Annotated in this window: 29 protein-coding genes and 1 tRNA gene; 2 read left to right on the top strand and 28 right to left on the bottom strand. The window is 61.9% G+C overall.

Translation table 11 applies throughout. The features are described from left to right. Positions 1-120 precede the first annotated feature (120 nt). The 12 genes from HGI47_RS10530 to HGI47_RS10475 form a co-directional block, all read right to left on the bottom strand. Positions 121-825, bottom strand: coding sequence for a tetratricopeptide repeat protein (locus HGI47_RS10530; protein ID WP_168852727.1), 705 nt, complete (start codon positions 823-825; stop codon positions 121-123). Next, positions 822-1,247 carry a cytochrome c-type biogenesis protein gene (locus HGI47_RS10525; RefSeq protein WP_168852833.1) on the bottom strand — a complete coding sequence of 142 codons (426 nt, stop codon included), beginning with the start codon at positions 1,245-1,247 and terminating at the stop codon, positions 822-824. The genes HGI47_RS10530 and HGI47_RS10525 overlap by 4 nt, the downstream gene beginning before the upstream one ends. A gap of 128 nt (positions 1,248-1,375) precedes the next feature. Then, a complete protein-coding gene (locus tag HGI47_RS10520; RefSeq protein WP_168852726.1) occupies positions 1,376-1,927 on the bottom strand; it encodes a DsbE family thiol:disulfide interchange protein in 552 nt (183 codons plus the stop codon). Then, complete coding sequence (locus HGI47_RS10515) at positions 1,924-3,879, bottom strand: heme lyase CcmF/NrfE family subunit (protein ID WP_168852725.1); 1,956 nt, start codon at positions 3,877-3,879, stop codon at positions 1,924-1,926. The genes HGI47_RS10520 and HGI47_RS10515 overlap by 4 nt, the downstream gene beginning before the upstream one ends. Further along, positions 3,876-4,343 carry a cytochrome c maturation protein CcmE gene (gene ccmE / locus HGI47_RS10510; RefSeq protein WP_168852724.1) on the bottom strand — a complete coding sequence of 156 codons (468 nt, stop codon included), beginning with the start codon at positions 4,341-4,343 and terminating at the stop codon, positions 3,876-3,878. Before ccmE ends, HGI47_RS10515 begins: the two co-directional genes overlap by 4 nt. After that, complete coding sequence (locus tag HGI47_RS10505; RefSeq protein ID WP_168852723.1) at positions 4,340-4,480, bottom strand: hypothetical protein; 141 nt, start codon at positions 4,478-4,480, stop codon at positions 4,340-4,342. The genes ccmE and HGI47_RS10505 overlap by 4 nt, the downstream gene beginning before the upstream one ends. 7 nt (positions 4,481-4,487) lie before the next feature. Further along, on the bottom strand, positions 4,488-5,216 hold the full coding sequence (gene ccmC, locus HGI47_RS10500) for a heme ABC transporter permease CcmC (protein WP_168852722.1): 729 nt from the start codon (positions 5,214-5,216) through the stop codon (positions 4,488-4,490). Between the two features lie 167 nt (positions 5,217-5,383). Continuing rightward, positions 5,384-5,460, bottom strand: a tRNA-His gene (locus tag HGI47_RS10495). A 90-nt stretch (positions 5,461-5,550) separates the two neighbouring features. After that, positions 5,551-6,537, bottom strand: coding sequence for a type II secretion system minor pseudopilin GspK (gene gspK / locus HGI47_RS10490; RefSeq protein ID WP_168852721.1), 987 nt, complete (start codon positions 6,535-6,537; stop codon positions 5,551-5,553). Continuing rightward, positions 6,534-7,130, bottom strand: coding sequence for a type II secretion system minor pseudopilin GspJ (gene gspJ, locus HGI47_RS10485; RefSeq protein WP_168852720.1), 597 nt, complete (start codon positions 7,128-7,130; stop codon positions 6,534-6,536). The genes gspK and gspJ overlap by 4 nt, the downstream gene beginning before the upstream one ends. After that, positions 7,127-7,501 (bottom strand): type II secretion system minor pseudopilin GspI, encoded by a 375-nt coding sequence (gene gspI, locus HGI47_RS10480; protein ID WP_240950125.1) that lies wholly within the window; start codon positions 7,499-7,501, stop codon positions 7,127-7,129. Before gspI ends, gspJ begins: the two co-directional genes overlap by 4 nt. Then, the gene (locus HGI47_RS10475; RefSeq protein WP_168852832.1) at positions 7,491-7,949 is read right to left on the bottom strand and encodes a GspH/FimT family pseudopilin; all 459 of its coding nucleotides are present in this window, start codon (positions 7,947-7,949) and stop codon (positions 7,491-7,493) included. The genes gspI and HGI47_RS10475 overlap by 11 nt, the downstream gene beginning before the upstream one ends. 97 nt (positions 7,950-8,046) lie before the next feature. Between HGI47_RS10475 and HGI47_RS10470 the strand changes: the two genes are divergently transcribed. Next, positions 8,047-8,682: a 2OG-Fe(II) oxygenase gene (locus HGI47_RS10470; RefSeq protein ID WP_168852718.1), complete on the top strand. Its 636-nt coding sequence runs from the start codon at positions 8,047-8,049 to the stop codon at positions 8,680-8,682. A 3-nt stretch (positions 8,683-8,685) separates the two neighbouring features. Here the strand turns inward: HGI47_RS10470 and HGI47_RS10465 are convergent, their stop codons facing one another. From HGI47_RS10465 to rpsB, 13 genes are all read right to left on the bottom strand, one after another. Then, positions 8,686-9,126 (bottom strand): MarR family winged helix-turn-helix transcriptional regulator, encoded by a 441-nt coding sequence (locus HGI47_RS10465; protein WP_168852717.1) that lies wholly within the window; start codon positions 9,124-9,126, stop codon positions 8,686-8,688. A 122-nt stretch (positions 9,127-9,248) separates the two neighbouring features. Beyond that, a complete protein-coding gene (gene rpmE, locus HGI47_RS10460) occupies positions 9,249-9,473 on the bottom strand; it encodes a 50S ribosomal protein L31 (protein ID WP_039337458.1) in 225 nt (74 codons plus the stop codon). A 205-nt stretch (positions 9,474-9,678) separates the two neighbouring features. Next, a complete protein-coding gene (fabZ, locus tag HGI47_RS10455) occupies positions 9,679-10,146 on the bottom strand; it encodes a 3-hydroxyacyl-ACP dehydratase FabZ (protein WP_168852716.1) in 468 nt (155 codons plus the stop codon). Between the two features lie 32 nt (positions 10,147-10,178). Further along, on the bottom strand, positions 10,179-10,847 hold the full coding sequence (locus HGI47_RS10450) for an OmpH family outer membrane protein (protein WP_168852715.1): 669 nt from the start codon (positions 10,845-10,847) through the stop codon (positions 10,179-10,181). Next, positions 10,847-13,438, bottom strand: a complete 2,592-nt coding sequence (gene bamA / locus HGI47_RS10445) for an outer membrane protein assembly factor BamA (RefSeq protein ID WP_168852714.1) — start codon at positions 13,436-13,438, stop codon at positions 10,847-10,849. Before bamA ends, HGI47_RS10450 begins: the two co-directional genes overlap by 1 nt. Positions 13,439-13,644: 206 nt before the next feature. Next, positions 13,645-14,766, bottom strand: a complete 1,122-nt coding sequence (gene rseP / locus HGI47_RS10440) for an RIP metalloprotease RseP (RefSeq protein WP_206066118.1) — start codon at positions 14,764-14,766, stop codon at positions 13,645-13,647. A gap of 16 nt (positions 14,767-14,782) precedes the next feature. Continuing rightward, a complete protein-coding gene (locus HGI47_RS10435; protein ID WP_168852713.1) occupies positions 14,783-15,940 on the bottom strand; it encodes a 1-deoxy-D-xylulose-5-phosphate reductoisomerase in 1,158 nt (385 codons plus the stop codon). A 1-nt stretch (position 15,941) separates the two neighbouring features. Beyond that, positions 15,942-16,688 (bottom strand): phosphatidate cytidylyltransferase, encoded by a 747-nt coding sequence (locus HGI47_RS10430; protein ID WP_370521685.1) that lies wholly within the window; start codon positions 16,686-16,688, stop codon positions 15,942-15,944. Further along, the gene (uppS, locus tag HGI47_RS10425) at positions 16,678-17,322 is read right to left on the bottom strand and encodes a polyprenyl diphosphate synthase (protein ID WP_206066132.1); all 645 of its coding nucleotides are present in this window, start codon (positions 17,320-17,322) and stop codon (positions 16,678-16,680) included. The genes HGI47_RS10430 and uppS overlap by 11 nt, the downstream gene beginning before the upstream one ends. Before the next feature lie 62 nt (positions 17,323-17,384). After that, positions 17,385-17,942 (bottom strand): ribosome recycling factor, encoded by a 558-nt coding sequence (frr, locus tag HGI47_RS10420; protein WP_168852711.1) that lies wholly within the window; start codon positions 17,940-17,942, stop codon positions 17,385-17,387. Between the two features lies 1 nt (position 17,943). Beyond that, positions 17,944-18,666, bottom strand: a complete 723-nt coding sequence (gene pyrH, locus HGI47_RS10415) for a UMP kinase (protein WP_168852710.1) — start codon at positions 18,664-18,666, stop codon at positions 17,944-17,946. 143 nt (positions 18,667-18,809) lie between these two features. Further along, positions 18,810-19,736 carry a translation elongation factor Ts gene (tsf, locus tag HGI47_RS10410; protein WP_168852709.1) on the bottom strand — a complete coding sequence of 309 codons (927 nt, stop codon included), beginning with the start codon at positions 19,734-19,736 and terminating at the stop codon, positions 18,810-18,812. Between the two features lie 121 nt (positions 19,737-19,857). After that, positions 19,858-20,613: a 30S ribosomal protein S2 gene (gene rpsB / locus HGI47_RS10405; protein ID WP_168852708.1), complete on the bottom strand. Its 756-nt coding sequence runs from the start codon at positions 20,611-20,613 to the stop codon at positions 19,858-19,860. Positions 20,614-21,013: 400 nt separating this feature from the next. On the opposite strand from rpsB, the gene HGI47_RS10400 reads away from it, so the two are divergent. Next, positions 21,014-21,292, top strand: coding sequence for a hypothetical protein (locus tag HGI47_RS10400; RefSeq protein ID WP_168852707.1), 279 nt, complete (start codon positions 21,014-21,016; stop codon positions 21,290-21,292). Here the strand turns inward: HGI47_RS10400 and HGI47_RS10395 are convergent. Genes HGI47_RS10395 through HGI47_RS10385 form a run of 3 tightly spaced genes read right to left on the bottom strand, consistent with a single transcriptional unit; the run spans position 21,240 to position 23,731 of the window. After that, positions 21,240-22,082: a phosphatidylcholine/phosphatidylserine synthase gene (locus HGI47_RS10395; RefSeq protein ID WP_168852706.1), complete on the bottom strand. Its 843-nt coding sequence runs from the start codon at positions 22,080-22,082 to the stop codon at positions 21,240-21,242. The two genes, HGI47_RS10400 and HGI47_RS10395, sit on opposite strands and share 53 nt — an antisense overlap. Beyond that, the gene (locus HGI47_RS10390; RefSeq protein ID WP_168852705.1) at positions 22,079-22,828 is read right to left on the bottom strand and encodes a phosphatidylserine decarboxylase; all 750 of its coding nucleotides are present in this window, start codon (positions 22,826-22,828) and stop codon (positions 22,079-22,081) included. The genes HGI47_RS10395 and HGI47_RS10390 overlap by 4 nt, the downstream gene beginning before the upstream one ends. A gap of 51 nt (positions 22,829-22,879) precedes the next feature. Further along, positions 22,880-23,731, bottom strand: a complete 852-nt coding sequence (locus HGI47_RS10385; protein ID WP_168852704.1) for an alpha/beta fold hydrolase — start codon at positions 23,729-23,731, stop codon at positions 22,880-22,882. Between the last annotated feature and the right edge of the window lie 5 nt (positions 23,732-23,736).

Raw genomic sequence — 23,736 nt, 5'->3', positions numbered from 1 at the left:
CAGCGGAACGGCGCGGCGCTTTAGCACCGGCCCAATGCCCCTGCAATGGGCCGAAAACGCGCGCCTTGCCTGCCATAACGGGCCGATCGACGGACCGTTCCGGCGCGTGATTGCGGGCAATTATTCAGCGGCTTGTGCCGGGGCAGCAGCGGTGGCTTCGGAAGATGGCGTATCGACAGGTGCCCCTGCCGTCTCAGCGCCAGCGGTCATCGCCAGCATCGAATCGATCCGCTGGATTCGCGCTGCAAGGTCCGCACGCCACGGAGCATCGGCAGGTGACCGCACCAGCAGCTCCTCCCAAATCGCACGGGCATCGGGCAGGCGCCCGGACTGCGCGAGCGCGAGGCCCATGAAGAACGGTGGGCCGGGATGCGCCGGATCGATCTTTGCCGCTTTCTGGAAGGCGAACTGGGCCGCAGGCGTGATCAGGCCATCGGAATGGCCGACCAGTGCATTGCCGAGTGACACCCACAAGTCCGCATCCTGCGGGAACTGCTGGGTGCCTTTGCGCAGGACTTCGGCAGCCGCGCCATACTGGCCCTGCCGGGCAAGGCCATCGGCAAGGATCATCCAGCTTGCGCCCTTGGCAAAGCCATCGCCCATCTGCTGGCGCTGCTTGATCAGCGCTTCATCGGCAGCGCGCTTGTTTTCGACCGGAGCTTTGGGCGCACCGGGCATGGCGGGCATTCCCTGCAGCGCATAACCGGCAATGCCGACAAGCAGGGCTGCGCCGGTCAGTTCCCAGCCATTACGCGGCATTTTCAGCACGAAGGCCATGATGCCGAACGCCACGGCGGCGAGCAGAAGAACGAGTATCCACGTCATTCGCCGCTCTCCTTGGTATCGGATCGCCGGAAGCGCCCGCGCAGCAGGATCGCGGCGAGCAGCAGGATCACGAGCGGGGCGGCGAAAAGCGGCCACATGATCGGTTTGTTCTGCGGCGCATAGCTGACGTAATCGCCATAGCGTTCGACCAGCCACGCCCGGATCGCTTCGGGATCTTCTCCGGCAGCGATGCGGGTGCGGACCTGATGGCGCATGTCGCCCGCCATCGGCGCATCGCTATCGGCAATGGACTGGCTCTGGCACTTGAGGCAGCGCAGCGTTTCCATCAGCGCCTGCGCCTTGGCTTCCTGTGCCGGATCATCGAGCTGTTTGTAGGCGAGTGGCGCGGGCGGGAGCTGGTCCTGTGCGGCGAGTGGGGCGGCAAGAATGATCATCATTGCCAGAACCACCCGCTTCGTCATTCCCGCGAAGGCGGGAATCCAGTTCCAACGATTGTGCGCTGGATTCCCGCCTTCGCGGGAATGACGATGGAAGGGTTGGGAATGATGATGGAAGGGTTCGGAATGACGATGGCTGGATTGAAGCGGCTTCACGACTGCGCCTCCTTCAGCTTTTCGAGGATCATCGGCACGTCTTCGGGCCGGATTTCGCCGATGTGCTGATAGCGGATCACACCTTTGCCATCGATCACGAAGGTTTCGGGCACGCCGGACGAGCCGATGCCAAGCTGGACTTCGGACAGATCATCCTTGCCGATGCGGGCGAAGGGGTTTCCATAAGAGGCAAGAAAGCGGTCGAGGTCTTCCTTGCGATCACGGATGGCGACACCATCGATTTCGACGCCTTGCTGCGTCAGCGCGGCCAGTTGCGGAGCCTCGACCGCGCAGGGGACGCACCAGCTTGCAAAGACGTTAAGCAGGCGGGGTTTGCCGGTCTTCATCTCGGCAGTGGTCAGGCCGGGGCGATCTGCCGTGGCGGCAGGCAGATTGAACTGCGGCAGCGGTTTGCCGATGAAAGCGCTGGCGACTTCGCGGTCTGCCGGGCGGTAAAGGCCCACAATGACCAGTACGAAGAACGCACCGAACAGCGCGAGCGGCAGCCAGATCGCCAGCCCGGAGCGCTTTGGCCTTTGATCGCTCATTTCAGCATGTCCTGACGGGCCTTGCGGAAGGCGATCTTATCATTCACGCGCAGGCGCTTCACGTCCTGCGCCACGCGGCCGATCAGCGCCAGCAAGCCACCGAAGGCCACAAGCAGACCACCGAGCCAGAGCAGCGGCACGAACGGCTTCCACCAGAACCGCATCTGCCAGCGGCCATCGTCGCCTTCGTTGCCGAGCACAGCGTAAAGCTGACCATTCCACCGCGTGTGCAGCGCAGATTCGGTGCGTTCGCCCGGCGGAGAAGAGAACGTGCGGGCCTGCGGGTGCAGAGTGACGGCAGGACCGCCCTTGTAGGAAGCGCTGACAGTGGCTTCGAGCGCGGTCCAGTTCGGCCCGGCAACCGGTTCGATGCTCAGCAGCTTCAGCGAAATCGGGCCGACGCTTTGCGTATCGCCTACGTTCATGGCGGCGAGGCGTTCGGTGGAAAAGGCGCTCTCGCTCGCTGCGCCGAGCAGCGCGACGCCCAAGCCGAAGTGGCCGACGACCATACCCCAGACACTCAGCGGCGTGCGGCGCAAATTGCGGCCGTTCAGCGGAAGCCAGCTTGCGATTGCCAGACCTGCACCAACCGCGATGCCCAGCATCGGCAGGATACGGATGCCGGGCGCGAACACCACGACAGCCAGCAATGCGAGCGCGGTGATCAACGCCGGGATCGCGACAGTTGCGGTAATTCGCGCCGGCTTGTCCTTACGCCAGCGCAGCAGCGGGCCAACGCCCATCATCAGCATCATCGGAATCGCGAAAATGGCCGATACGGGGTTGAAGTAGGGCGGCCCGACCGAAACCTTGGCGCCGAATGCCTCGGTCATCAGCGGGTAGAGTGTGCCAAGCAGGACGATGCCGAGAATGCCGCACAGCATCACGTTATTGAACACCAGGCTGGCTTCGCGGCTGAACAGACTGAAACGTTCACCTTCCGTAACAGTCGAGGCGCGAATGCCGAACAGGGCAAGCGCGCCGCCGATGTAGATGGCGAGCAGCGCAAGGATGAACGAACCGCGTTCAGGATCGACGGCAAAGGCGTGAACCGAAGTCAAAATGCCCGAACGCACGAGGAACGTGCCGACCATCGACATCGAAAAAGCGATCACGCCCAACATGACTGTCCACGCGCGCAAGGCGTTGCGACTGGCAAGGACGGAAGCGGAATGAAGCAGCGCCGTCGCGGCAAGCCACGGCATCAACGAGGCATTCTCTACCGGATCCCAGAACCACCAACCTCCCCAGCCGAGCGTGTAGTAGGCCCAGTAGGAACCTGCGGTGATCCCGACGGTGAGGAAAATCCACGCCCCCAGCACCCACGGCCGCATCGCGCGGGCAAAGGCCGGACCAACATCGCGCGTGATCAGCGCGCCGATGGCGAAACTGAACGCAACCGAGAGGCCGACATAGCCAACGTAAAGCGTAGGCGGATGGAAGGCGAGGCCGATGTCCTGCAACAGCGGGTTGAGCCCTGCCCCTTCGGGCGCGGGTTCAGGCAGGCGTTCGAACGGGTTCGAGGACAGCAGGAGGAAGGCATAGAAGCCAAGGCTGACGAAGGCCTGCCCCGCAAGGGTGGCAAGCAGCGTGTCTTCGCGCAGCCGCTTTTCAACCAGCGCGACCACGCCGCCAGATACCGCCATGATCGTCACCCACAGCAGCATCGAACCTTCATGGTTGCCCCATGTGCCTGCCAGCTTGAAGATGAAAGGCTTCATCGAATGGCTGTTTTCGGCCACCAGCTTTACCGAAAGATCGGTTTCAAGAAACAGGTCGATTAACGCAAGGAACGAGAGTGCGACGAGCAGACCCTGCATGACGGCGAGCGGGCGGACCATGCCTGCCAGCGCCTTGCCACCGGGGCGCAGGGCGGAAAAACCTGCAAAGAGTTGCAGCACGGCGAGCGCCGCGGCCATCCACAGGACGGCAAGGCCGATTTCGGCAATCATTGCGTTTCAGCCACCACTTGCTTGGCCTGTTCGGCGGTCATCTCGCCCATCTGGCGCGGGACGTAGTTTTCGTCATGCTTGGCGAGGAGATTGTCGGCCACGAAGGTGTTCCCTTCCATGCGGCCTTCGGCAACCACGCCAGATCCTTCGACAAAGAGATCGGGCGTGATGCCGGTGTAGCGCACCGGAATGCGGGCCTTGCCATCGCCCACGATGAAATCGATGGTTACGCCATCGGCCCGCGTTTTGAGCGAGCCTTTTTCGACCATGCCGCCTAACCGGATGGCACGCCCCTGTTCAGGCGGGGCTTTCGCAAGATCGGCAGGGACGTAGAAGTAGCTGGCCTGATTGGACAGCGCATAGGCCGCGAGCAACCCCGCACCGATCAGCGCGACGAGCGCGATCAGCAGCAGGACGAGGCGCTGGTGTTTGGGCTTTATGCCGCCGGTGACCTTGCTGTTCACTTGCCTCTGACCTTATCCCGGCGCCGCTCTGCACGGATCATCGCGGCAAGCGACCAGCCGACCAGCAGCAGCGTGCCGATCACCCCGATCGTCAGCGCCGCCACGACATAATCCCACTGCTCAAGACCTTCACGCATATGATTGTTATGCCATAGCTTTCCGGCGCAAACGCGCCTCTGCCTGAATGTCGGCCAGAAGCGTGCGCATCCGCGCAAGGACCACGCCGCCGAACACGAGGCTGAAACCCAGCGCGGCAATCAGCAGCGGCCAGAGGAACGTGCCGTCGATAGCGGATTTACCCGCCGTGATCGAAGGTGGCTGGTGCAGGCTGTTCCACCAGACGACCGAACGGTTGATGATCGGAATGTTGATCGCGCCGACAAGGCCGAAGATCGCCGTGATGCGGCTGCCGCCGCCCCCGCCTGCCATATCACGCTGAGCAGCACCCGACAGCGCGATGTAGCCAAAATAGAGGAACAGCAGCACGAGGAAGCTGGTCAGCCGCCCGTCCCACACCCACCACGTGCCCCACGTGGGCCGCGCCCAGATCGAACCGGTGATCAGGCAGATGGCGGTAAAAGTGGCCCCCGGCACCGCCGCGGCCCGCCCGGCAATGGCGGCAAGCGGGTGCCGCCAGACGAGTTCGACCAGACTGGCAATGGCAATCGTGGACCAGCCCGCCATACCCAGCCATGCAGAGGGCACGTGGATGAACAAGATGCGCACCGTATCGCCCATCAGCCGATCCGGCGGAACGATCAGCGCGCCATAGAGCACCGCGCCCATCGAGAGCAGCAGCCCGGATACGAGAAGCAGCGGCATCATCCAGCGGGCAAGGCGCAGGAAACGGGCGGGATTGGCAAAACCGTGCATGGGCGCGGGGCAGTCTGATCCTTCTCCCGGAAGCCTCCGCGTCCGGTCCGGCTCGCTCTGCCACGCTGCCAGCCCAGCCGCAAGCGTAATGGCGGCATTCCACACCAAAAGGCTATGCCGAGGTCACGGCCCCTTAAGAGGAGAAATTCGGAATTTTCAGGAAATAATGGGGCGACCGAGGGGGTTCGAACCCCCGACCTCCGGTACCACAAACCGGCGCTCTAACCAGCTGAGCTACGGTCGCCACATCAATCGCACAGATCACGCTGCGCGGGGTGGCCCCTTTGCAGAAAGACGCGGGAAAGGAAAGCGGAAAATTGTGTTCGTGCGCAAATCAGCGACTGAACCTGTCACCCCATGTGCGGAATGCCACGCGCGGCGGGTTCAGGCCTACGTCGATCAAGGCCTGTTCCTCAAGCACCGCCGAATCGACGGTGACGGTCTGCGTCAGCAGGAACCAATGGCTGCGCACCTGCAACTGACCTGCGGGGATGCCCGCCCCTTCCCCACCAGCAAACCCGCGCAAGGCGCCCTCTGCCGTGGCCCAACCAAGTGCAGGTCGGCTTGCCAGAAGCGCGCGCGCGCGATCAACCGGCATGGCGCTGGGTGCGATCATGGCCAGCAGCGGGGCCTGATCCGGGCGCAAGGTGTTGACGTTGACCGGCGAAAGCTGCGCGGCGGGCAAGGCGCAGAGCCAAGGGCGCAGGCGTTCATAGAACTGCGGGGTCATGCCGCGCACGGCGCGAACCTCGCTGACATCACCAATCAGGCGACCGGCGGTGCGATAGGGCACTGGGCGCCCCTGATAGCTGTCGTCCTCCGCCCCGTTGGGCGCGGGCGCGCTATCGCTGTCGATCCAGTCAGCGGTCGAATCGCTGATGATCGCGGCTTCGGCGTCGGGGATGGCGAGGCTGCGCATCAGTGCGCGGAGTTGGTTCAGGCCGACCAGGCGCAGGCGATTGGTGCCTTGCGCATCCTGTTCGACCAGCGAATTGAGATTGAAGCAATTTCCGGCGTCGTCCACTTGCGCCATCACGGTTCCGCGCGGCAGTGGCAGCGGAAATTCGCGGCCCAGAAGTCCGGTGCGATCAACGGTGCGTTCCTGCGACTGATCGACCAGCGCCCTTATGCGCGCCATCGCCAGCGTTTCCGCACTGGTGGCATAGAGGCGCGCCTGCGTCATCGCCTGCCCGTTCCCGGCAAGACGCGCGGCGAGGTTCAGGCGATCCAACATGACCGCCGCGATCACGGCCATGACGGCCACGAGCAGCAGGACCGAGAGCAAGGCCGCGCCGCGCTCCTTCGGGTCTTGCGGGTTCACTGGTAATTGACCCCGACCAGCGACACGATACGCAACGGCGGCACGCCCTTTTGCGGGATCAGCAGTTCGACCGCGACGGGAAGTTCGGTGGAGAGTTGCGGTTCCCACCGGTCGCGCCAATTGCCATCTTTGGTGCGGAAGCGGACAGTCGGCGGCGTGGTTAGCGGCAGAACTTCGCTTGGGGCGTCAGCCGCAGCGCCATCGGGATAGGGATAGCCTACGCGGACGAGCGCGGTATTCGTTACGCGATATTCGACCTTTTGCAGGCCGGGGCGCGGGGCACTATCAAGGTTGTCCCAACCGCTGCGGGTGAAACGGATGATCATGCCATCGGTGTTCGCCTCGAACGCAGGGCGTGCGGTGCCCGATGTATCGCGCGAGGGACGCGGGACGGCTTGAGCAAGATCGGCGGTCCAGACGGAAAGAAAGCGGCGCTGCGCGGCAATGCTATCGGTCTTGGCCCGACTGGCGAGTTCAGCATCGACCGAAAAGCGCAGGAGGCCAAGCGCACCAACTGCGATCACCGCGAAAAGCGCGAGCGCGACGAGCATTTCCACCAGCGTGAAGCCATTGGGCGTAGGTTCGTCAGTCATGTGCCGGGGAGCCGGGTGAAATCGAGCGTGAAAGCCTGACTCTGCGCCCCCGGTGTGGTTTCCCGCACCGAAAGCGTGATGGACAACACCCCGTAATCGGCTTGCATGGCCACGGTGCGCGTCCATTGGAAGCGGCGGCCCGCGTTTTCGATTGTGCCGGTGGCACTGCCTATTGGCGGCGGCGCGGGATCGCTGAGGATTTCCGCCGCCATGTTCTGCGCCACGATCTCCCGCAGCAGGCGCTGGTCGAGATCGGCGGTGCGGGCAATGCTGGCCCCTTCCATCTGCAAGAGCGCCAGCGCAGCGATGGCAAAGACCGCCAGCGCGACGAGCAATTCGAGCAGGGTGAAGCCATTCTTCTCAGCCTGCATCGAGCGTGACCTTGCCATCGCGGCGGAGGTGAACGACCAGCGTGGTGCCATCGCGCGTAAGGCTGACCACCGCATCACTGCTGGCTAGGCCAAGCGAATCGAAGACGATTCGCTGGCGGCCCGCGCTGGCTTTGGTGCCATCGGCCCAACCTGTCAGGTCGAAGCCCTTGCCCGGCAGCGGTTGCCATTGGCCCCGCAGGCGGCGCTCGAAGTAATAGCCGCGATCGCTGACCACCAGCGCAATGGGACGTGCGCCGACAATAGCCTCGTCCCGCGCGGCAAGCGTGCGTGCTGCAAAACGTTCGGCCTCGTCGCGCAGCTTGCGTTCGCCGCCGGGCATGGTGAGCACCGCCACCGTGGCGAGCAACCCCATGACCATGAGCACGACCAGCACTTCGACCAGCGAGAAACCGTTGCGCGGTGGGGGATGGGCGGCGGATCGGGACATCGAGCCTCAGATGCGGCAGAAACGTGACGGTTTTACGACCAAGATGCCGGTCGGTTCAAGTTGCGACCGGCGGCAACGCTGCGTTAGGGCTTTGCAGATGAACGCTGTTGCCAACGAATCCTCCGCTGCACGGCTTATGTCCACACCGGGCATGATGCGCGTCCCCTCCCCACGGTTGGAAATGTTCGTGCTGCGCGATTTCCTGTCGGAGGCGGAATGCGCAACCCTGATCGCGCGGATTGACCGGGACCGGCGGCCATCGACTCTGGCCGATGCGGACGGCGACCATTATTTCCGCACCAGCGAAACGTGCGATCTGCCGATGGATGAGGCAGAGGTTACGGCACTGGACCAGAAGCTATCCGCGCTATCCGGGATAGACCGGCAGTTTGGCGAGCCGATACAAGGACAGCGTTATGAGGTAGGGCAGGAGTTCAAGGCTCACACCGACTATTTCGAACCGGGTGGCCCGGATTTCGCGCGGTTTTGCAGTGTGGCCGGGCAGCGCACGTGGACCTTCATGGTCTATCTGAACGATGTGGAAGCAGGCGGCGCAACGCGGTTCAAAGTGATCGACAAGACAATCCAGCCCGAACGCGGCAAGCTGGTCTGCTGGAACAACCGTCGGCCTGATGGCAGCGGCAACCCCTGTACGCTGCACCATGCGATGAAAGTGCGCAAAGGCCTGAAATACGTGACTACGAAGTGGTATCGGGAAAGGCCGTGGGGTTGAAAATCAATCCTCCACTTCTCCGTCACGAGCGGCGCGGATCACCGGCAGGCTGCGGAACAGCACTTCGGCATCGGCGGAACCGAGCAGGTCGGTAAAACGGCTTTCGTGCCGTTCGATCCGCGCGACCGCGTCGTCAGCCAGCTTGCGGCCGTCGTCGGTCAGCATCAGCGCATGGCTGCGGCCATCAAGGCGGCGGCGGTCGACCAAGCCCCGTTCCATCAGGCGCGAGATGATCGGCACCATGTTGGCACGCTTTATCGCCAGCGCCTGCCCCACTTCCGTCTGCGAGCAATCCGGGTTTTCCGCGATGACCAGCAGCGTCGTCACTTCGGCGGGGCGGAGTTCCAGATCTGAAAGCTCGCGCGAAAGATCGGCCATCATGACAGCCGACGCCCGGCGAAGCTGGTAGCCGAGACGGCTTTCGAGGGAATTGGTCAGTGTCATGACACGTTCTTTAGGACAGCTATCAGCGATAGCAATGCCGGAACAGGTCCGTTTCACGCAAAAGAAAAAGGGCAGCCGAAGCTGCCCTTCCTTTGCGATTGGAAACTCTCGCCCAAATGGCCTTAGCGCTTGAGCGAAAGACCACCGAAGCGCTTGTTGAACTGGGCAACGCGACCACCCTGATCAAGCTGGCGCGTACCGCCAGTCCATGCCGGGTGAGACGTGGGGTCGATTTCGAGAGCCAGCGTATCGCCTTCCTTGCCCCAGGTGGAGCGAGTCTCGAAAACGGTGCCGTCGGTCATCTGCACCTTGATCATGTGATAGTCGGGGTGAATGCCAGTCTTCATGGGTTTTGCTCCGGTGCGCAACCGGTTCCGACCGGTTGCTAGAATCTGTGAACGCGCGCCATTAGCGGGATTTGCGATCAAGTGCAACCGCGCCTGGAACCACACTGCATCCCCGCGAAGGCGGGAGCCTCGATGTTTTCCGGTCGCGTTATCGTAAAACGACTGAGGCCCCCGCTTTCGCGGGGGGCGCAGGCAGCCGTGAAACTCAGCTATCAGCAATCATCGCGGTGAAGCTGACTTCGCAGGTCACCTTGTCACCGATCATGGCCTTGCCGGCGAACTTGCAGACGCGCGAACGCTTCTGGGTAAATTCGACGTGCAGATCGAGCAGAACGCCGGGTTCCACCGGGTTGCGGAACTTTGCGTCCTCGATCGCCATGAAATAAACCAGCTTGCCCGACCCGGCGAGACCCAGCGATTCCACGGCGAGGACACCGGCAGCCTGTGCCAGTGCCTCGATCTGGAGGACGCCCGGCATGATCGGGCGACCGGGGAAATGGCCCTGAAAGAACTGCTCGTTCATCGACACGGCTTTCACCGCATGGATGCATTCGTTCAGCGTGATCGATGCCACGCGATCAACCAGCAGCAGGGGATAGCGATGCGGCAGCGCCGCCATCACCTTGCGCACGTCGTAGTCGGTGATCACTGCCTGCGCCGCTTGTTCGGTCATGTCCCCGGCCCCGCTATGCTGTCCGTCAGGCCTTAGCGGCCTTCGGGAGCCTTGGTGCCAGTGGCAGGCGCGGCCTGCGCCTGCGCGGCCTGCTGCTGCTCACGCTGGGCGCGCGGCATCCAGCCTGCAGGCGGAACAAGCTGCGCCGAAGGGATCAGCTTGTTCAGCTCGGCCAGAATGTCCTGATTTAGGTTATAGGCCTGACCCGCCTTGATCACGCTTTGCGAATCGAGAACCAGCGAGATCTTCTTCTTGTCCATCGCAGCTTGGGTCGCTGCATCCAGCTTGTCACCGATCTGTTCGAGCACATACTGCTGCGAAAGGTTCAGCGGTTCGAGGATCTTCTGGATCTCGGCCTGGCCGGCCTGTTCGATCTGCTGGATCTGGTCATACTGCTGCTGCAGCGCAGCGCGGTTCGGGTTGGCAGCCTTTGAATCAGCCTGCAGCTTGTCGATCAGCGGCTTCAATTGCGCTTCGATCTGGGTCTTGCGCGCATTGGCCTGATCGATCTGCGGCTTGTAGGTGGTGGGGCGCTGCGTTTGCGCGGTCTGGTAGGCAGACGACGCCGCGACAACAGCCGAAGGATTGGCGATGGCGATACCCTGCGCAATCGTGCCGCCCGCCTGTGCCGAGGCAACAGACGGCGAAACAGCAGCAACGGCGAGGCCCGCGAGCAGCGCGGATGCGTAACGGATGGTCATCAGAACTGGGTTCCTACGTTGAAAGTGAAAGTCTTGGGGTCGTCGCCATCGACCTTCTTGAGGACGCGGGCAAAATCGAGGCGGAAGGGACCGAACGGTGAGTTCCAGTTAACACCGATACCTACCGAAACACGGGGCGATGGGGAATTGCCGACGAAGGTTTCGTTGAATACCTGCGGTTCGCCGTTCGAAGTCCCGTCCGAAGCTGTCGGACTTGAAGTCGGCCTGCCGGTCAAGCGGTCGGTGTAGATACGCTGCGGGTTTACGAGTCCGGCAGGCAAGGGATTGGCAATCCCCCAAAGCGCCCCGGCATCGACATAAATCGACGGGCGCAGACCGAGTTCGCGGGCGCCTGAACCAAGCGGAATCTCAAGCTCGGCGCGTGACAGATAGTAATACTTGCCTCCGACGGCGTCATCGACCCACTGATTGCGGTCTGTCGCCTCGACCCCGTTGATCACATACTTGCGCAGCACGCGGGGGCCGACGCCACGAATGTCAAAGCCGCGAATCTGCGGTTCACCAAGGAAGAAGCGGTCCGTGAGATAGACGTCATCGACAGTTGGATCATTGGAGCGGCTGCCCAATGCCTTGATCGCACCGCCTTCTGCCCGAACCGAGAAGATGAATCCCCCACCGACAGGCCAGAACTTCGCGGCGTTTGCGGTGATACGCGCATACTTCACCGAGCCCCCGAGTCCTGCGACGTCAGCACCGACGACTACCTGATTACCGCGTGTGGGGCGAATACGATTGTCGAGCGTATCGTAAACGAGCGATGCGCCCAGAATCGAACTGGTGCGCTTGCCGATCGCATCGCACAGGTAGCGACCAGCCAGAAGGTTGCTGCACTGACCATTGATGAAGAAAGTATCACGGTCGAGCGTTACGTCATCGATGTTAAATGTGTAGCGGCCGATCAGTGACATGTATTCTGTGAGCGGCACCCCAACGCGAGCCGAAAACCCTGTTGTTGCCTGCTTGTAGGTCGTTTCGCGATTCTGCCGGGCAAAATTGAAGCTGTTCAGATCGCGGCGATAGACGTCCATGCCGAACGAGATGTTCTTGTCGAACAGGTAAGGCTCGGTGAAGCTGACCTGCACCGACCGCGTATAGCGCGAATAGTCGACCGAGAGGCCAATGGTCTGGCCCCGACCACGGAAGTTGTTCTGGCGGATCGAGCCTTGAAAAATGAAGCTTTCAAGGCTGGAGAAACCAGCCGAAAGCTGCAATTCGCCGGTGGGCTTTTCTTCCACGTTGGCTTCGAGGATGATGCGGTCAGGCGCGCTCCCCGGCTTCTGTTCAACGTCGAACTTCTCCTGGAAGTAGCCGAGCGATTTGATGCGGTTGGTTGAACGCTTGATCTGGAAGGTATTGAACGCGTCACCTTCAGCAATGCGGAACTCGCGGCGGATCACCTTGTCCTGCGTCAGCGTGTTGCCGTTCACATCGACTCGTTCGACATACGTGCGCGGCGCTTCCGCAATGCGGAAAGTGACCGACATCGTCAGGTCGTCCTTGTTGCGCGAAAAATCGGGGCGCACGTCGGCGAAGGCATAGCCGAAGGCACCCGCGGTTTCGGTCAAGGCATCGACCTGATCCTCGACCATCTTGGCGTTGTACCAGTTGCCCTTCTTGATCGGCAGGTTCGCCGCCAGCTTGTCGCTATCGAAATCGCGCAACTGGCTGTCGACCTTCACATCACCGAATTTGTAGCGCTCGCCTTCTTCGACCACATAGGTGATGATGAAGTCGCGCTTGTCAGGCGTAAGTTCGGCAACGGCGGATACGACGCGGAAATCAGCGTAGCCTTCGGTAAGATAGTACTGGCGCAGCTTCTGCTGATCGAAAGCAAGCCGATCAGGATCGTAGCTGGTGCCGCTGGAAAACAGGCGGAAGAAGCGCGCCTGCTTCGTCACCATCTCGCCGCGCAGTTCACCGTCGGAGAACTTCTCGTTGCCGATGATGTTGATCTGGCGGACCTTGGACTTTGGCCCTTCGCTGATTTCGAACACGATATCGACGCGGTTCTGGTCAAGCATGACCATCTTCGGTTCGACCGTGGCGGCGAAGCGGCCCTGCCGCTTGTACAGTTCGATGATGCGGGCAACATCGGCGCGAACCTTCGAACGGGTGAAGATCTGGCGCGCTGCCAGCTTGATCTCAGGCAGGATCTTGTCTTCCTTGAGGCGCTTGTTGCCTTCGAGGATGATGCGGTTGATGACCGGGTTTTCCTTGACCTGCACCACAACGTCACCGCCATTGTTGCGGATAGAGACGTCTGCGAACAGTTCGGTCGCGTAGAGGTCTTTCAGGGCCTGATCGCCCAGAGCCTGCGTATAGGTCTGGCCGGGGCGCAGACGAATGTAGGACAGGATCGTATCGGGTTCGAGGCGCTGCGAGCCTTGCACCGTAACGTTGCGGATCACGTCACCAGCAGGGGCTGGCGCAGGTGCCGCCGGCTGCTGCGCGGCAGCGGCAGCGGCTTGCGCAAACGCCCCTTGCGGGACCGCGACAAGTCCGGTGGTTGCGAGCAATGCTGCTCCGAGCGGGGACATCTTGCCTGCCCGTGCCGCGTTCCGTCCGATCATCACCAAGCGCTATCCCGTACTAAATGGCAGCTGGACGCCCGCTGAGGATATCCAGCCACGGCAAGCAATGCAGCCCTCTGCCCGATGCCACAAGGCCAATCAAGCAAACATTGCCCCGCAATTCTGTGCAAAAGACATTCCGTGCACGATTTCGGCCGCCACCCCTTGCAGACCGAACTCCCCCGCACCGGGGCACGAAACAGTGATTACCCTCCAAACACCTTGAGCGATGCCACATCGTTGATCGTAACGAACAGCATCAGTGCCATGACGAACGCCAGACCGGTGCGGAAAGCCCACTCCTGCCCGCGCTGGCCCACCGGCTTTCTGCGAACGGCCTCTGCCGCGTAGAAAGCCAGATGGCCGCCGTCGAGAACCGGAATTGGCAGGAGGTTAATGAACCCCAAGTTAATCGAGATCAGCGCGACAAACCCGACGAACGACTGCCAGCCAGAGACGAGCTGTTCGCCCGAATATTTGGCGATCTTGATCGGGCCGCCAAGCTCGTTGACCTCGCGCTTGCCCGAAATGATCTGACCGATGCCGTTGACCATCATTGTGATGATGCTGCCGGTCTGCTTCACCCCTTCGACCACCGCGTCGACAGGGCCGACGCGCACGATCTCGAACGATTTGGGACCGATGCCGAGGAAGCCGATCTTTTGGGTGTTGCCGAAACGGTCGCTTTCAACCTTCACCGCGGCGCGCACATCAAGTTCCACCTGACGGCTATCGCGCAGCACCACAAGATCAAGCGGTTCGCCAGGATTCTGCCCGACTTCGAGCCGCACATCCAGGAACGAATCTACTTCCTTGCCCCGGATCGAAACGATGCGGTCACCCAGTTCCAGCCCGGCGCGATCTGCGGCGGAGCCTGACTGGATTTCGCCCACGACCGGGGGCACAACGACTTTGCCATAGCCGAGCGTAAAGCCCGCAAGGATCAGCACGGCAAACAGCAGATTGGTAACCGGGCCTGCCAGCACGATCAGCGAGCGCTGCCACAGCGGCTTGGCCTGAAAGGTGCGATCGCGTTCTTCGGCCGGAAGCGCCAGCCAATCCGGGCTGGGCTGGCTTGCCGGGTTCATGTCGCCCGCAAACTGGACATAGCCGCCGAGCGGCAAGGCCGACAGCTTCCAGCGGGTGCCGCGCTTGTCGGTCCAGCCCATCAGCTCCTTGCCGAAACCGATCGAGAAGACATCCGCCTTCACCCCGAACCAGCGCCCGACAAGGTAATGGCCCAGTTCATGGATGAACACCAATGGTCCTAGCACCAGCAGGAAGGCCAGCACAGTGGTGAGGATTCCAGGGCTTTCCAGCGGCGTCATCGGCTAGCAGGTTCCATCAGTTAACGCGCTCCAGCAATTCATTTGCCCTAACACGCGCTTCGGCATCGACGGCGATAACATCATCGAGGCACACCGGAGCCGCAGGAACACCGCGCAAGAGCACATCTTCAACCGATTGCACGATGCGGGTGAATGAAATCTGACCGTCGAGGAAAGCAGCAACCGCGATCTCGTTGGCCGCGTTCAGCGTGGCGGGGACCGCTCCTCCCTCCACCACTGCGTTACGGGCAAGGCGGGTGGCCGGAAAACGCACTTCATCGGGCGCGCGGAATGTCAGTCCGCCAATTGCCGCCAGATCAAGCGGATCGCACGGCGTATCCATCCGCGCAGGCCAGGCCAGCGCTGATGCAATAGGCACGCGCATATCGGATGGCCCCAATTGCGCCAGCGTAGACCCATCGCGATATTCAACCATCGAATGAACAATGGACTGCGGGTGGACGATCACGCGCAGGCGCTCTGCCCCCACCGGAAACAAATGGAACGCCTCGATAAATTCGAGGCCCTTGTTCATCATCGTGGCGGAATCCACGCTGATTTTGGCCCCCATTGACCAGTTGGGATGCTTCACCGCCTCTGCCGGGGTGGCTCTTCCCAGTTGATCGAGTGTCCAGTCCCGGAACGGGCCACCACTGGCTGTCAGCGTGATCGACCGGACATGGGCAAGATCGTTGCCCTGAAGGCACTGGAAGATCGCGTTATGTTCGGAATCCACCGGCAGCAGCGTCGCACCGTGGCGCGCGACCGCCGCCGTCATCACATCCCCCGCAGAAACCAGCGCCTCCTTGTTCGCCAGCGCGATAACGCCGCCCTGTTCGATTGCCGCCATCGTTGGGGCAAGCCCCGCACAACCGACAATTGCTGCGACGGTAACGTCAGCGCCACGCGCCGCCGCTTCGACCAGCGCCGCTGGGCCTGCCGCAGCCTTGATATCTGTTCCGGCAAGCGCTTCACGCAGTTCCATCAACGCGCGCTCGTCAGCCACGACAGCAACCGCCGCGTCAAATTCGCGTGCGAGCCTTGCCAGCCCCGCCGCATCCGCATTCGCGGTGAGCGCAACGACGCGCCAGTCCTCACGGTTGCGGCGGATCAGATCGAGCGTGGACGTGCCGATGGAACCGGTCGCCCCAAGGATCGAGATCGTGCGCGCCATCTTAGATGCCCGCCTGCGTGGCGGCCCAGGCCGTCCCCGCGATGATGGCGACCGGCAGAAGCCCATCGACGCGATCAAACAGGCCACCATGACCGGGAATCAACCGGGATGAATCCTTCACGCCTGCCCGCCGTTTGAGCCACGATTCATAAAAGTCACCGACTTGCGCAAAGACGGCCAGAAACGCACCCGCCAGCGCGGCCATGCCGATGTTCGCGGTTTCGAGCGCTCCGGCAAGGCTTGGCCCCGTGGGACCGATAGCAGAAATCAGGTAGCTTGCCGACAGCACCACCAGCCCTGCCCAAATACCCGCCGCCGCCATGCCGCCCAGCAAGCCCGACCACGTTTTCGATGGGCTTATTCGCGGCGCAATCTTTGGCCCGCCCAGCGAACGCCCCGTAAAGTAGGCCCCGGTATCCGTGCAAATCACAAGGCCCAGCACCACAAGCATCAACGGTTCTGGCATCACCGCCAGCGCAAGGCCCGCCCAGCCGATATAGATCGCACCGGCAATCACCATCGAACCAAGCCGCGCCGGGCTTTCAGCGATCTTGCTGGCGAGCAACACGTATTCGACGAAGACGCCAAATGCCACCGCAGCCACGAACAGATCGAGCGCCAGCCCTCCGGCCCAGAACGCCAGCCCGGCAATCGCCAGCATAACTAGTGCAGAGGCGACCCGCACGGGCAGATCCGCATTCTTTGGCGGAACGGCCACAACGGGCGGCGCGACAGGCTCAGCGTCCACCAAAGCGCCTCTCACGCGCCGAGAACTGGCTCAAAGCGTCACGCAGATGGCTCGCCGTGAAGTCGGGCCAGAGCACGTCGGTGAACCACATCTCGGCATAAGCAGCCTGCCACAACAGGAAGTTGGACAAACGCACTTCGCCCGATGTGCGGATCAACAGGTCGAGTGGCGGCAGGCTGGCGGTATCGAGTTCAGCCTCGATAGCTTCTGCGGTGATCTCGCCCTTGGCCGCCGCTTTGGCCGCAGCCCGCGCGATTTCCTGCTGCGATCCATAGTTGAGGGCAATGGCCACCGTCGTACCGGTATTATGCGCCGTGCGCGCCATCGCACCTTCGATCATTTCCACGATATCAGGCGCAAGCACCTGATAATCACCGATGATCTGGAGACGGACGTTATTGGCGACGAATTCTTCGAGATCGTTGCGGATGAAGGTTCGCAGCAGCCCCATCAGATCGGCAATTTCATCCGCCGGACGCTTCCAGTTCTCGGACGAGAACGCATAGAGCGTCAGAGCTTCCAGCCCCAAGTCCCTTGCCGCGCGGGTAATTTCGCGCACGGTTTCCACTCCGCGCTTGTGCCCGAAGGCGCGCGGCATCATGCGCTTCTTGGCCCAGCGGCCATTGCCATCCATGATGATGGCAACGTGCCGTGCACCGCAGGCCGCACCACCATCATTCGAGGCGGGAACGGCTGTCACTTGCCGAGGATTTCCTTTTCCTTGGCAGTCGCAGCTTCATCCGCCTGCTTGATGATGTCATCGGTAAGCTTCTGAAGGTCGGTCTCGGCGCGCTTGCGCTCGTCCTCCGAGATTTCCTTCTTGTTCTCGTCCGCCTTCAGCGCATCCATGCCATCGCGACGCACATTGCGGATCGCGATGCGGGCGTTTTCAGCATATTTGCTGGCTAGCTTGGCCAGCTCCTTGCGGCGTTCCTCGGTCAGATCCGGGATCGGCAGGCGCAGGGTATTGCCATCGTTGATCGGGTTGAGGCCAAGGCCCGCCGAACGGATCGCCTTTTCCACCGGGGTCACGTTGGACTTGTCCCACACCTGCACCGAAAGCAGGCGCGGTTCGGGGGCAGAAACGGTGGCGACCTGCGCCAGCGGCATGTGGCTGCCATAGACTTCAACCGTGATCGGATCGAGCAGCGCGGTGTTTGCGCGGCCCGTGCGCAGGCCAGAAAGATCGCCCTTGAGCGATTCCACAGCGCCCTTCATGCGGCGCTCAAGATCAGCCTTGTCGTACTTGGCCATGTCAGGCGTCCTTCTTCACAATGGTCTGCGTCCCCTCGCCCGACAGCACGCGGGCCAGATTGCCCCGTTCGCGGATCGAGAAGACGACGATCGGAATGTTGTTGTCACGGCACAGCGCAACCGCGCTGGCATCCATGACTTTCAGATTGTCTGCCAGAACCGTGTCGTAATCCACGGTTTCATAACGCTTTGCCGCGGCATCCTTCTTCGGATCTGCATCGTAGACGCCATCCACGCTGGTGCCCTTCAGCAGCGCATCGCACTTCATTTCGGCCGCGCGCAGCGCAGCGCCTGAATCGGTGGTGAAATAGGGCGCGCCGACACCGGCGGCAAAAATCACGATGCGGCCCTTTTCCAGATGCCGTTCCGCACGGCGGCGGATCACCGGTTCGCAAACCTGATCCATCTGCACCGCCGACTGCACCCGCGTGGGCACGCCAAGCTGCTCGAGCGCATTCTGCATCGCCAGCGCATTCATCACCGTGGCGAGCATACCCATGTAATCGGCCTGCGCCCGGTCCATGCCCTTGGCCGCGCCCGCCATGCCGCGAAAGATGTTTCCGCCACCGATGACAAGGCAGATTTGAAGGCCGGAATCCCGGACCTCTTTCACTTCCTGCGCGACACGGGCGACATAATCGGTGTCAATCCCGAACTGCTGCTCCCCCATCAGCACTTCGCCCGAAAGCTTCAGGAGGATGCGCTTGTACGATGGGACGCTCATAAGGTGGACGCACTCATGACAGAAGGGAATTGGCCGCCCTTATAGCCCTATGAAGGGGCGTGCCAAGGGCGCAGACATAACAATCCCCGCACCGACGGGCCGGCAGTGCCAGCCCGCCCTTGCGGGGATCAATGAAGCCAGACTTACTTGATGCCGGCGGCAGCAGCCACTTCGGCAGCAAAGTCGGTTTCTTCCTTCTCGATGCCTTCACCAAGCTGGAAGCGGACGTAGTCCTTGAGCACGATCTTCGCGCCAGCTTCCTTGCCGGCAGCATCGACGACCTGCTGGATGGTGGACTTGTTGTCCATCACGAAGATCTGCGAAAGCAGTGCGTTTTCCTTGGCATACTTTGCCACGGCGCCATCGACCATCTTCGCCTGAACTTCGGCGGGCTTGCCGCTTTCCGCAGCCTTTTCAGCCGCGATCTTGCGTTCGCGCGCGATCAGTTCGGCGTCGAGATCATCTGCGTTGAGCGCCAGCGGGAATGCAGCGGCGATGTGCATCGCAATCTGCTTGCCCAGAGCTTCGAGCTTGTCAGCCGCAGCTTCCGATTCGAGCGCGACGAGCACACCAATCTTGCCGAGGTTCGGCGCTGCGGCGTTGTGCATGTAAGGCACGACGACGCCATTGGCGACTTCGACATGCTTGATGCGGCGGAGCTGCTGGTTTTCACCAATGGTAGCGACGTTGTTGGTCAGCTTGTCCGAAACGGTGCCGCCATCGGGATAGGCAGCAGCCTTGAGCGATTCAACGTCAGCAACGCCGGTGTTCAGCGCAACTTCGGTCGCTTTGCGCACGAAGTCCTGGAACTGGTCGTTCTTGGCAACGAAATCGGTTTCCGAGTTCACTTCAAGAGCAACACCCTTGGTGCCCGAAACGGTGATGCCGACGAGACCTTCGGCAGCCGTGCGGCTCGATTTCTTGGCAGCAGCGGCAAGGCCCTTGGCGCGCAGCGCGTCAACCGCAGCTTCGAAATCGCCACCGGCTTCGTCGAGAGCCTTCTTGCAGTCCATCATGCCGGCGCCAGTGCGCTCGCGCAGGTTCTTCACGTCAGCGGCAGTATAAGCCATTGCGTTGATCCTTTATCTTGAAACGGGAAGGCCGCAGCACTGCCGCGGCCCGTAAATCGCATCCGGGACAGTTCAGTGACGGTCAGCCCCAATCAGCCTGACCGCCACGCGAATTGTCCGATCAGGCTTCCGCAGCTTCTTCAGCCAGCGGCTCGTCCATCGCACCCAGGTCAGCGCCCGAAGCGATAGCAGCCTGACGACCACCCTTGGTCGCCGCAGCGGCCACGGCATCGCAGTAAAGACGGATGGCGCGGCTTGCGTCATCGTTCGCCGGAACCGGGAATGCGATGCCATCGGGCGAAACGTTCGAATCGAGGATCGCGACGACCGGGATACCCAGAACGTTGGCTTCCTTGATCGCCAGCTCTTCCTTGTTCGCGTCGATCACGAACATCACGTCCGGGATACCGCCCATGTCGCGGATACCGCCGAGCGACAGTTCGAGCTTGTCACGTTCGCGGGTGAGCTGGAGGACTTCCTTCTTGGTCAGGCCTGCGGTGTCACCGGCAAGCTGCTCTTCGAGCGCCTTGAAGCGCTTGATCGAACCGGAAATGGTCTTCCAGTTGGTGAGCATACCGCCCAGCCAGCGGTGATTGACGTAGTGCTGACCAGCGGCGCGCGCGGCCTGTGCGATCGGTTCCTGCGCCTGACGCTTGGTGCCGACGAACAGCACCTTGCCGCCGGCCTGCACGGTGGCGGAGATGAACTCCAGCGCGCGAGCGAAAAGCGGAACGGTCTGCGACAGGTCGAGAATGTGGATACCGTTGCGGGCGCCGAAGATATACGGCTTCATCCGCGGATTCCAGCGGTGGGTCTGGTGCCCGAAGTGGGCGCCGGCTTCGATAAGCTGGTGCATCGTGACGACAGGTGCCGCCATAGGGGAATTCCTTTCCGGTTATGCCTCCGGGATGCTGGAACCGCTGCGGAGACCCCGCTGACGGCACCGGTGAAAGTGCATCCCGTGTGGATTGCCGCGCTCGTTCACGGACACCTTGCCCGCAAAGCCCTTCGGCGCGCCGCCCTTAGATCAGCGCAGGAACAAAATCCAGCACGGATTTGCCGGAATTGTCAGCATATTGGAGGTTCTACGCACGATCAGCGCAGGAACGCGCGTTTTTCCGCTTGACCAATCGGAACAAACAGAGAACATTAGCTCCATATCCGAATCACTCTTCGGACGGACAGGAACAATATCGCAATTCACAGGTTTTCCACAGGTCTTTCCGGCAAGTGTCGGAAACAGGCTGAGGGGAGCCGGAAGTCAAAGGATAGGCGCAATGCTCGCTCTGGTTTGCACGCTCGTCTTCGCCGCTGCTGCGGTTTTCGCGATGTTCACGATTTTCGTGACGCTGCAAGGGCGCAAGAGCCAGATCACCGCATTGTTTGCAGAATATCGTTCGCTGCAACGGGATCGGGAATATCTGGTGCGGATTACCAGTCATGAAGCGCAGGCTTCGCGCGCTTTTGCCGCGCCACAATTGCGACGCACCGTCCGCCGCATGATCAAGCCGGTGGAAGCGCCTCGCCCCGCAGCACCACTCCGCGCTGCCGCTTGACCTTGGCATAGCGCCAGACGCCTAGGGGGATCAGCGCCAAGTAAACGATGCAAATGCCCGACAGGGTTAGCCAAGGCTCTGTCAGCAGCGCTGCGATAATCAACCCGACCAATGCCATCAGTTCGAGACGCACGCTTCTGCGCGGACGCAGCGAAGTCCAGCTCAGTGTGGCCAGATTCGATATCATCAGGAAAGCTATGAGCACCAGCCACGGGCCAACCAGCAAGGGTTCGCGGAACAGCGGGTTGCCGGTGGCAATCCACAGATAGAGCGGCAGAAATGCCAGCCCCGCCCCCACGGGCGCAGGCACACCCGTCAGAAAACCTGCGGATTTATGGGGCTGTTCTTCGATATCGATCCGCGCATTGAACCGGGCAAGCCGCAAGGCACAGGCAATCGCAACGGCCAGCGCCGCAAACCAGCCAATGCGCGGCGCTTCCTGCAGCGACCACAGAAAAAGGATCAGCGCAGGTGCTACGCCGAACGAAACGTTATCGGCCAGACTGTCCAGCTCGGCACCAAAGCGCGATTGCGCGTTGAGCAGACGGGCAATCCGCCCGTCGATGCCATCAAGCATCCCGGCAATGATCACCGCGGCAACCGCCTTGCGCCAATCTTCTGCTACCAGCATCGGATCGGTGCCCGAAGCGGCGGTTACGGCAAATCGGATACCGGTGAGGCCTGAACACAGCGCTGCCGTGGTGATGGCATTGGGGGCCATCGCCCGCAAGGTAAGGCCGCCCGGCAACCGCCCACGGCGCTGCTGCGCAACCTCATCCCCGTTGTTCACTGGCCGATGCCCTCAAGCATCGGAGACTCACCGATTTCGGCAAGGATCGTTTCACCGGCGACGGTCTTTTGCCCCATCAGCACTTTGGGTTCAGTACCCGCAGGCAGATAGACGTCGACGCGGCTGCCAAAGCGAATCAGGCCAACGCGCTGGCCCACGGCCACGATATCGCCGCCCTTTACGAAAGGCACGATGCGGCGGGCGACCAGCCCTGCGATCTGGGTAAAGCCGATCTGCACGCCATCGCCACGCTCCACAAGGAAGTGCTGACGCTCGTTCTCCTCACTCGCCTTGTCGAGATCGGCATTGAGAAACTTGCCAGGAATATAGACCACACGGCGAATCGTTCCTGCAACGGGCGACCGATTGATGTGAACATCGAACACCGACATGAAGATCGACACGCGCGTGACCGGCTCGGAGCTCATTCCGCGCACGCCACTGCCATCATCGGCGCAGAGCTCACGCGGCGGCGGAACCTTTTGAATCAGCGTGATCAAACCATCAGCTGGGGCAATAACAAACCTGTCGTCGCGCGGCGTAACGCGCACCGGATCGCGAAAAAAGGCCAGAATGCCGAGCGTAAGGAACGCCAGCGGCCAGGCAATGGTTTCCCACGCCATGAATGCCGCGCCTGCGCAGACAGCGGCCGAGATCAGGCCGAACTTACGGCCTTCGGGGTGAATGGATGGCCAAGACCACCCGGCGGTGCCGCGACCACGGTTATCGAGAATTTCTCCAGACATTCACACCATCTAGGGGCTGGGTGCCGCCGGGACAAGCAATCTTGCCCGGTTCTACCCAGCCATGCCCCCGGCAGGTGGCATGACCCGCGCGAGAAAGGCGATAACGGCGGCATTGAACTGATCATTGCGGTCCCCCGCTACCATGTGCCCAGCCCCACCGATATCGACCACCTCAAGCTGGCCGATGCGCGCAGCAAGATCGGCTACGCCAGCGTCGGTCACGATATCCGACTTCATCCCCCGCACCAGAAGCGTCGGCACGCGCGCGGTCCAGTCGGCCTTGTCGAGAAGATCGACTATCGAACCATGTTCCCGCCCACTCGTAAGGAATTTGGGATCCCAGTGCCAATGAAAGCGGCCATCATCGCCTTGCCGCAAATTCTTGCGCAATCCATCGAGCCGCGCCGGACGGGGGCGATCAGGATAGTACGCCGATATCGCGTCCGCCGCATCCTCCAGTGTGCCGAAACCATCGGGATTGGCAGTCATGAACCCGACAATCCGCTCCACGCCCTCTTCCGAAAGGCGGGCCACCACATCGACCAGCACCAGCGCATCGGGCAAAGTACCGTGGCACGCTGCCGCCATCGCGGAAAGCCCGCCCAGCGATGCGCCCACAAAGGCGCAGCGATCACCGCCATGTTTCCGCACCTGAGCAATATCCGCCGCGCGCCGCGAAAACGAATAGTCGCCGTCCGGCTCCCAATCGCTCTCGCCGTGGCCGAGCAGATCGTAGTTGATCACGTGGTAACCTGCGGCGGCAAGATCTATTCCGGCGCGATCCCAGCTATGGCGGGTCTGTCCGCCACCATGCCCAAGAATAACCGTGCGCGCTCCACGCTCACCCCATTCGTCAGCGACGATGTGAAGGCCATTGTCGACCGGAATACGGATTGTCCTCATGTTGC

This window comes from Novosphingobium sp. ERN07, assembly GCF_012641335.1.
Taxonomy (GTDB): domain Bacteria; phylum Pseudomonadota; class Alphaproteobacteria; order Sphingomonadales; family Sphingomonadaceae; genus Novosphingobium.
The sequence above is the reverse complement of the archived record's forward strand: the minus strand, read 5'-3'. Positions and strand labels throughout refer to the sequence as shown.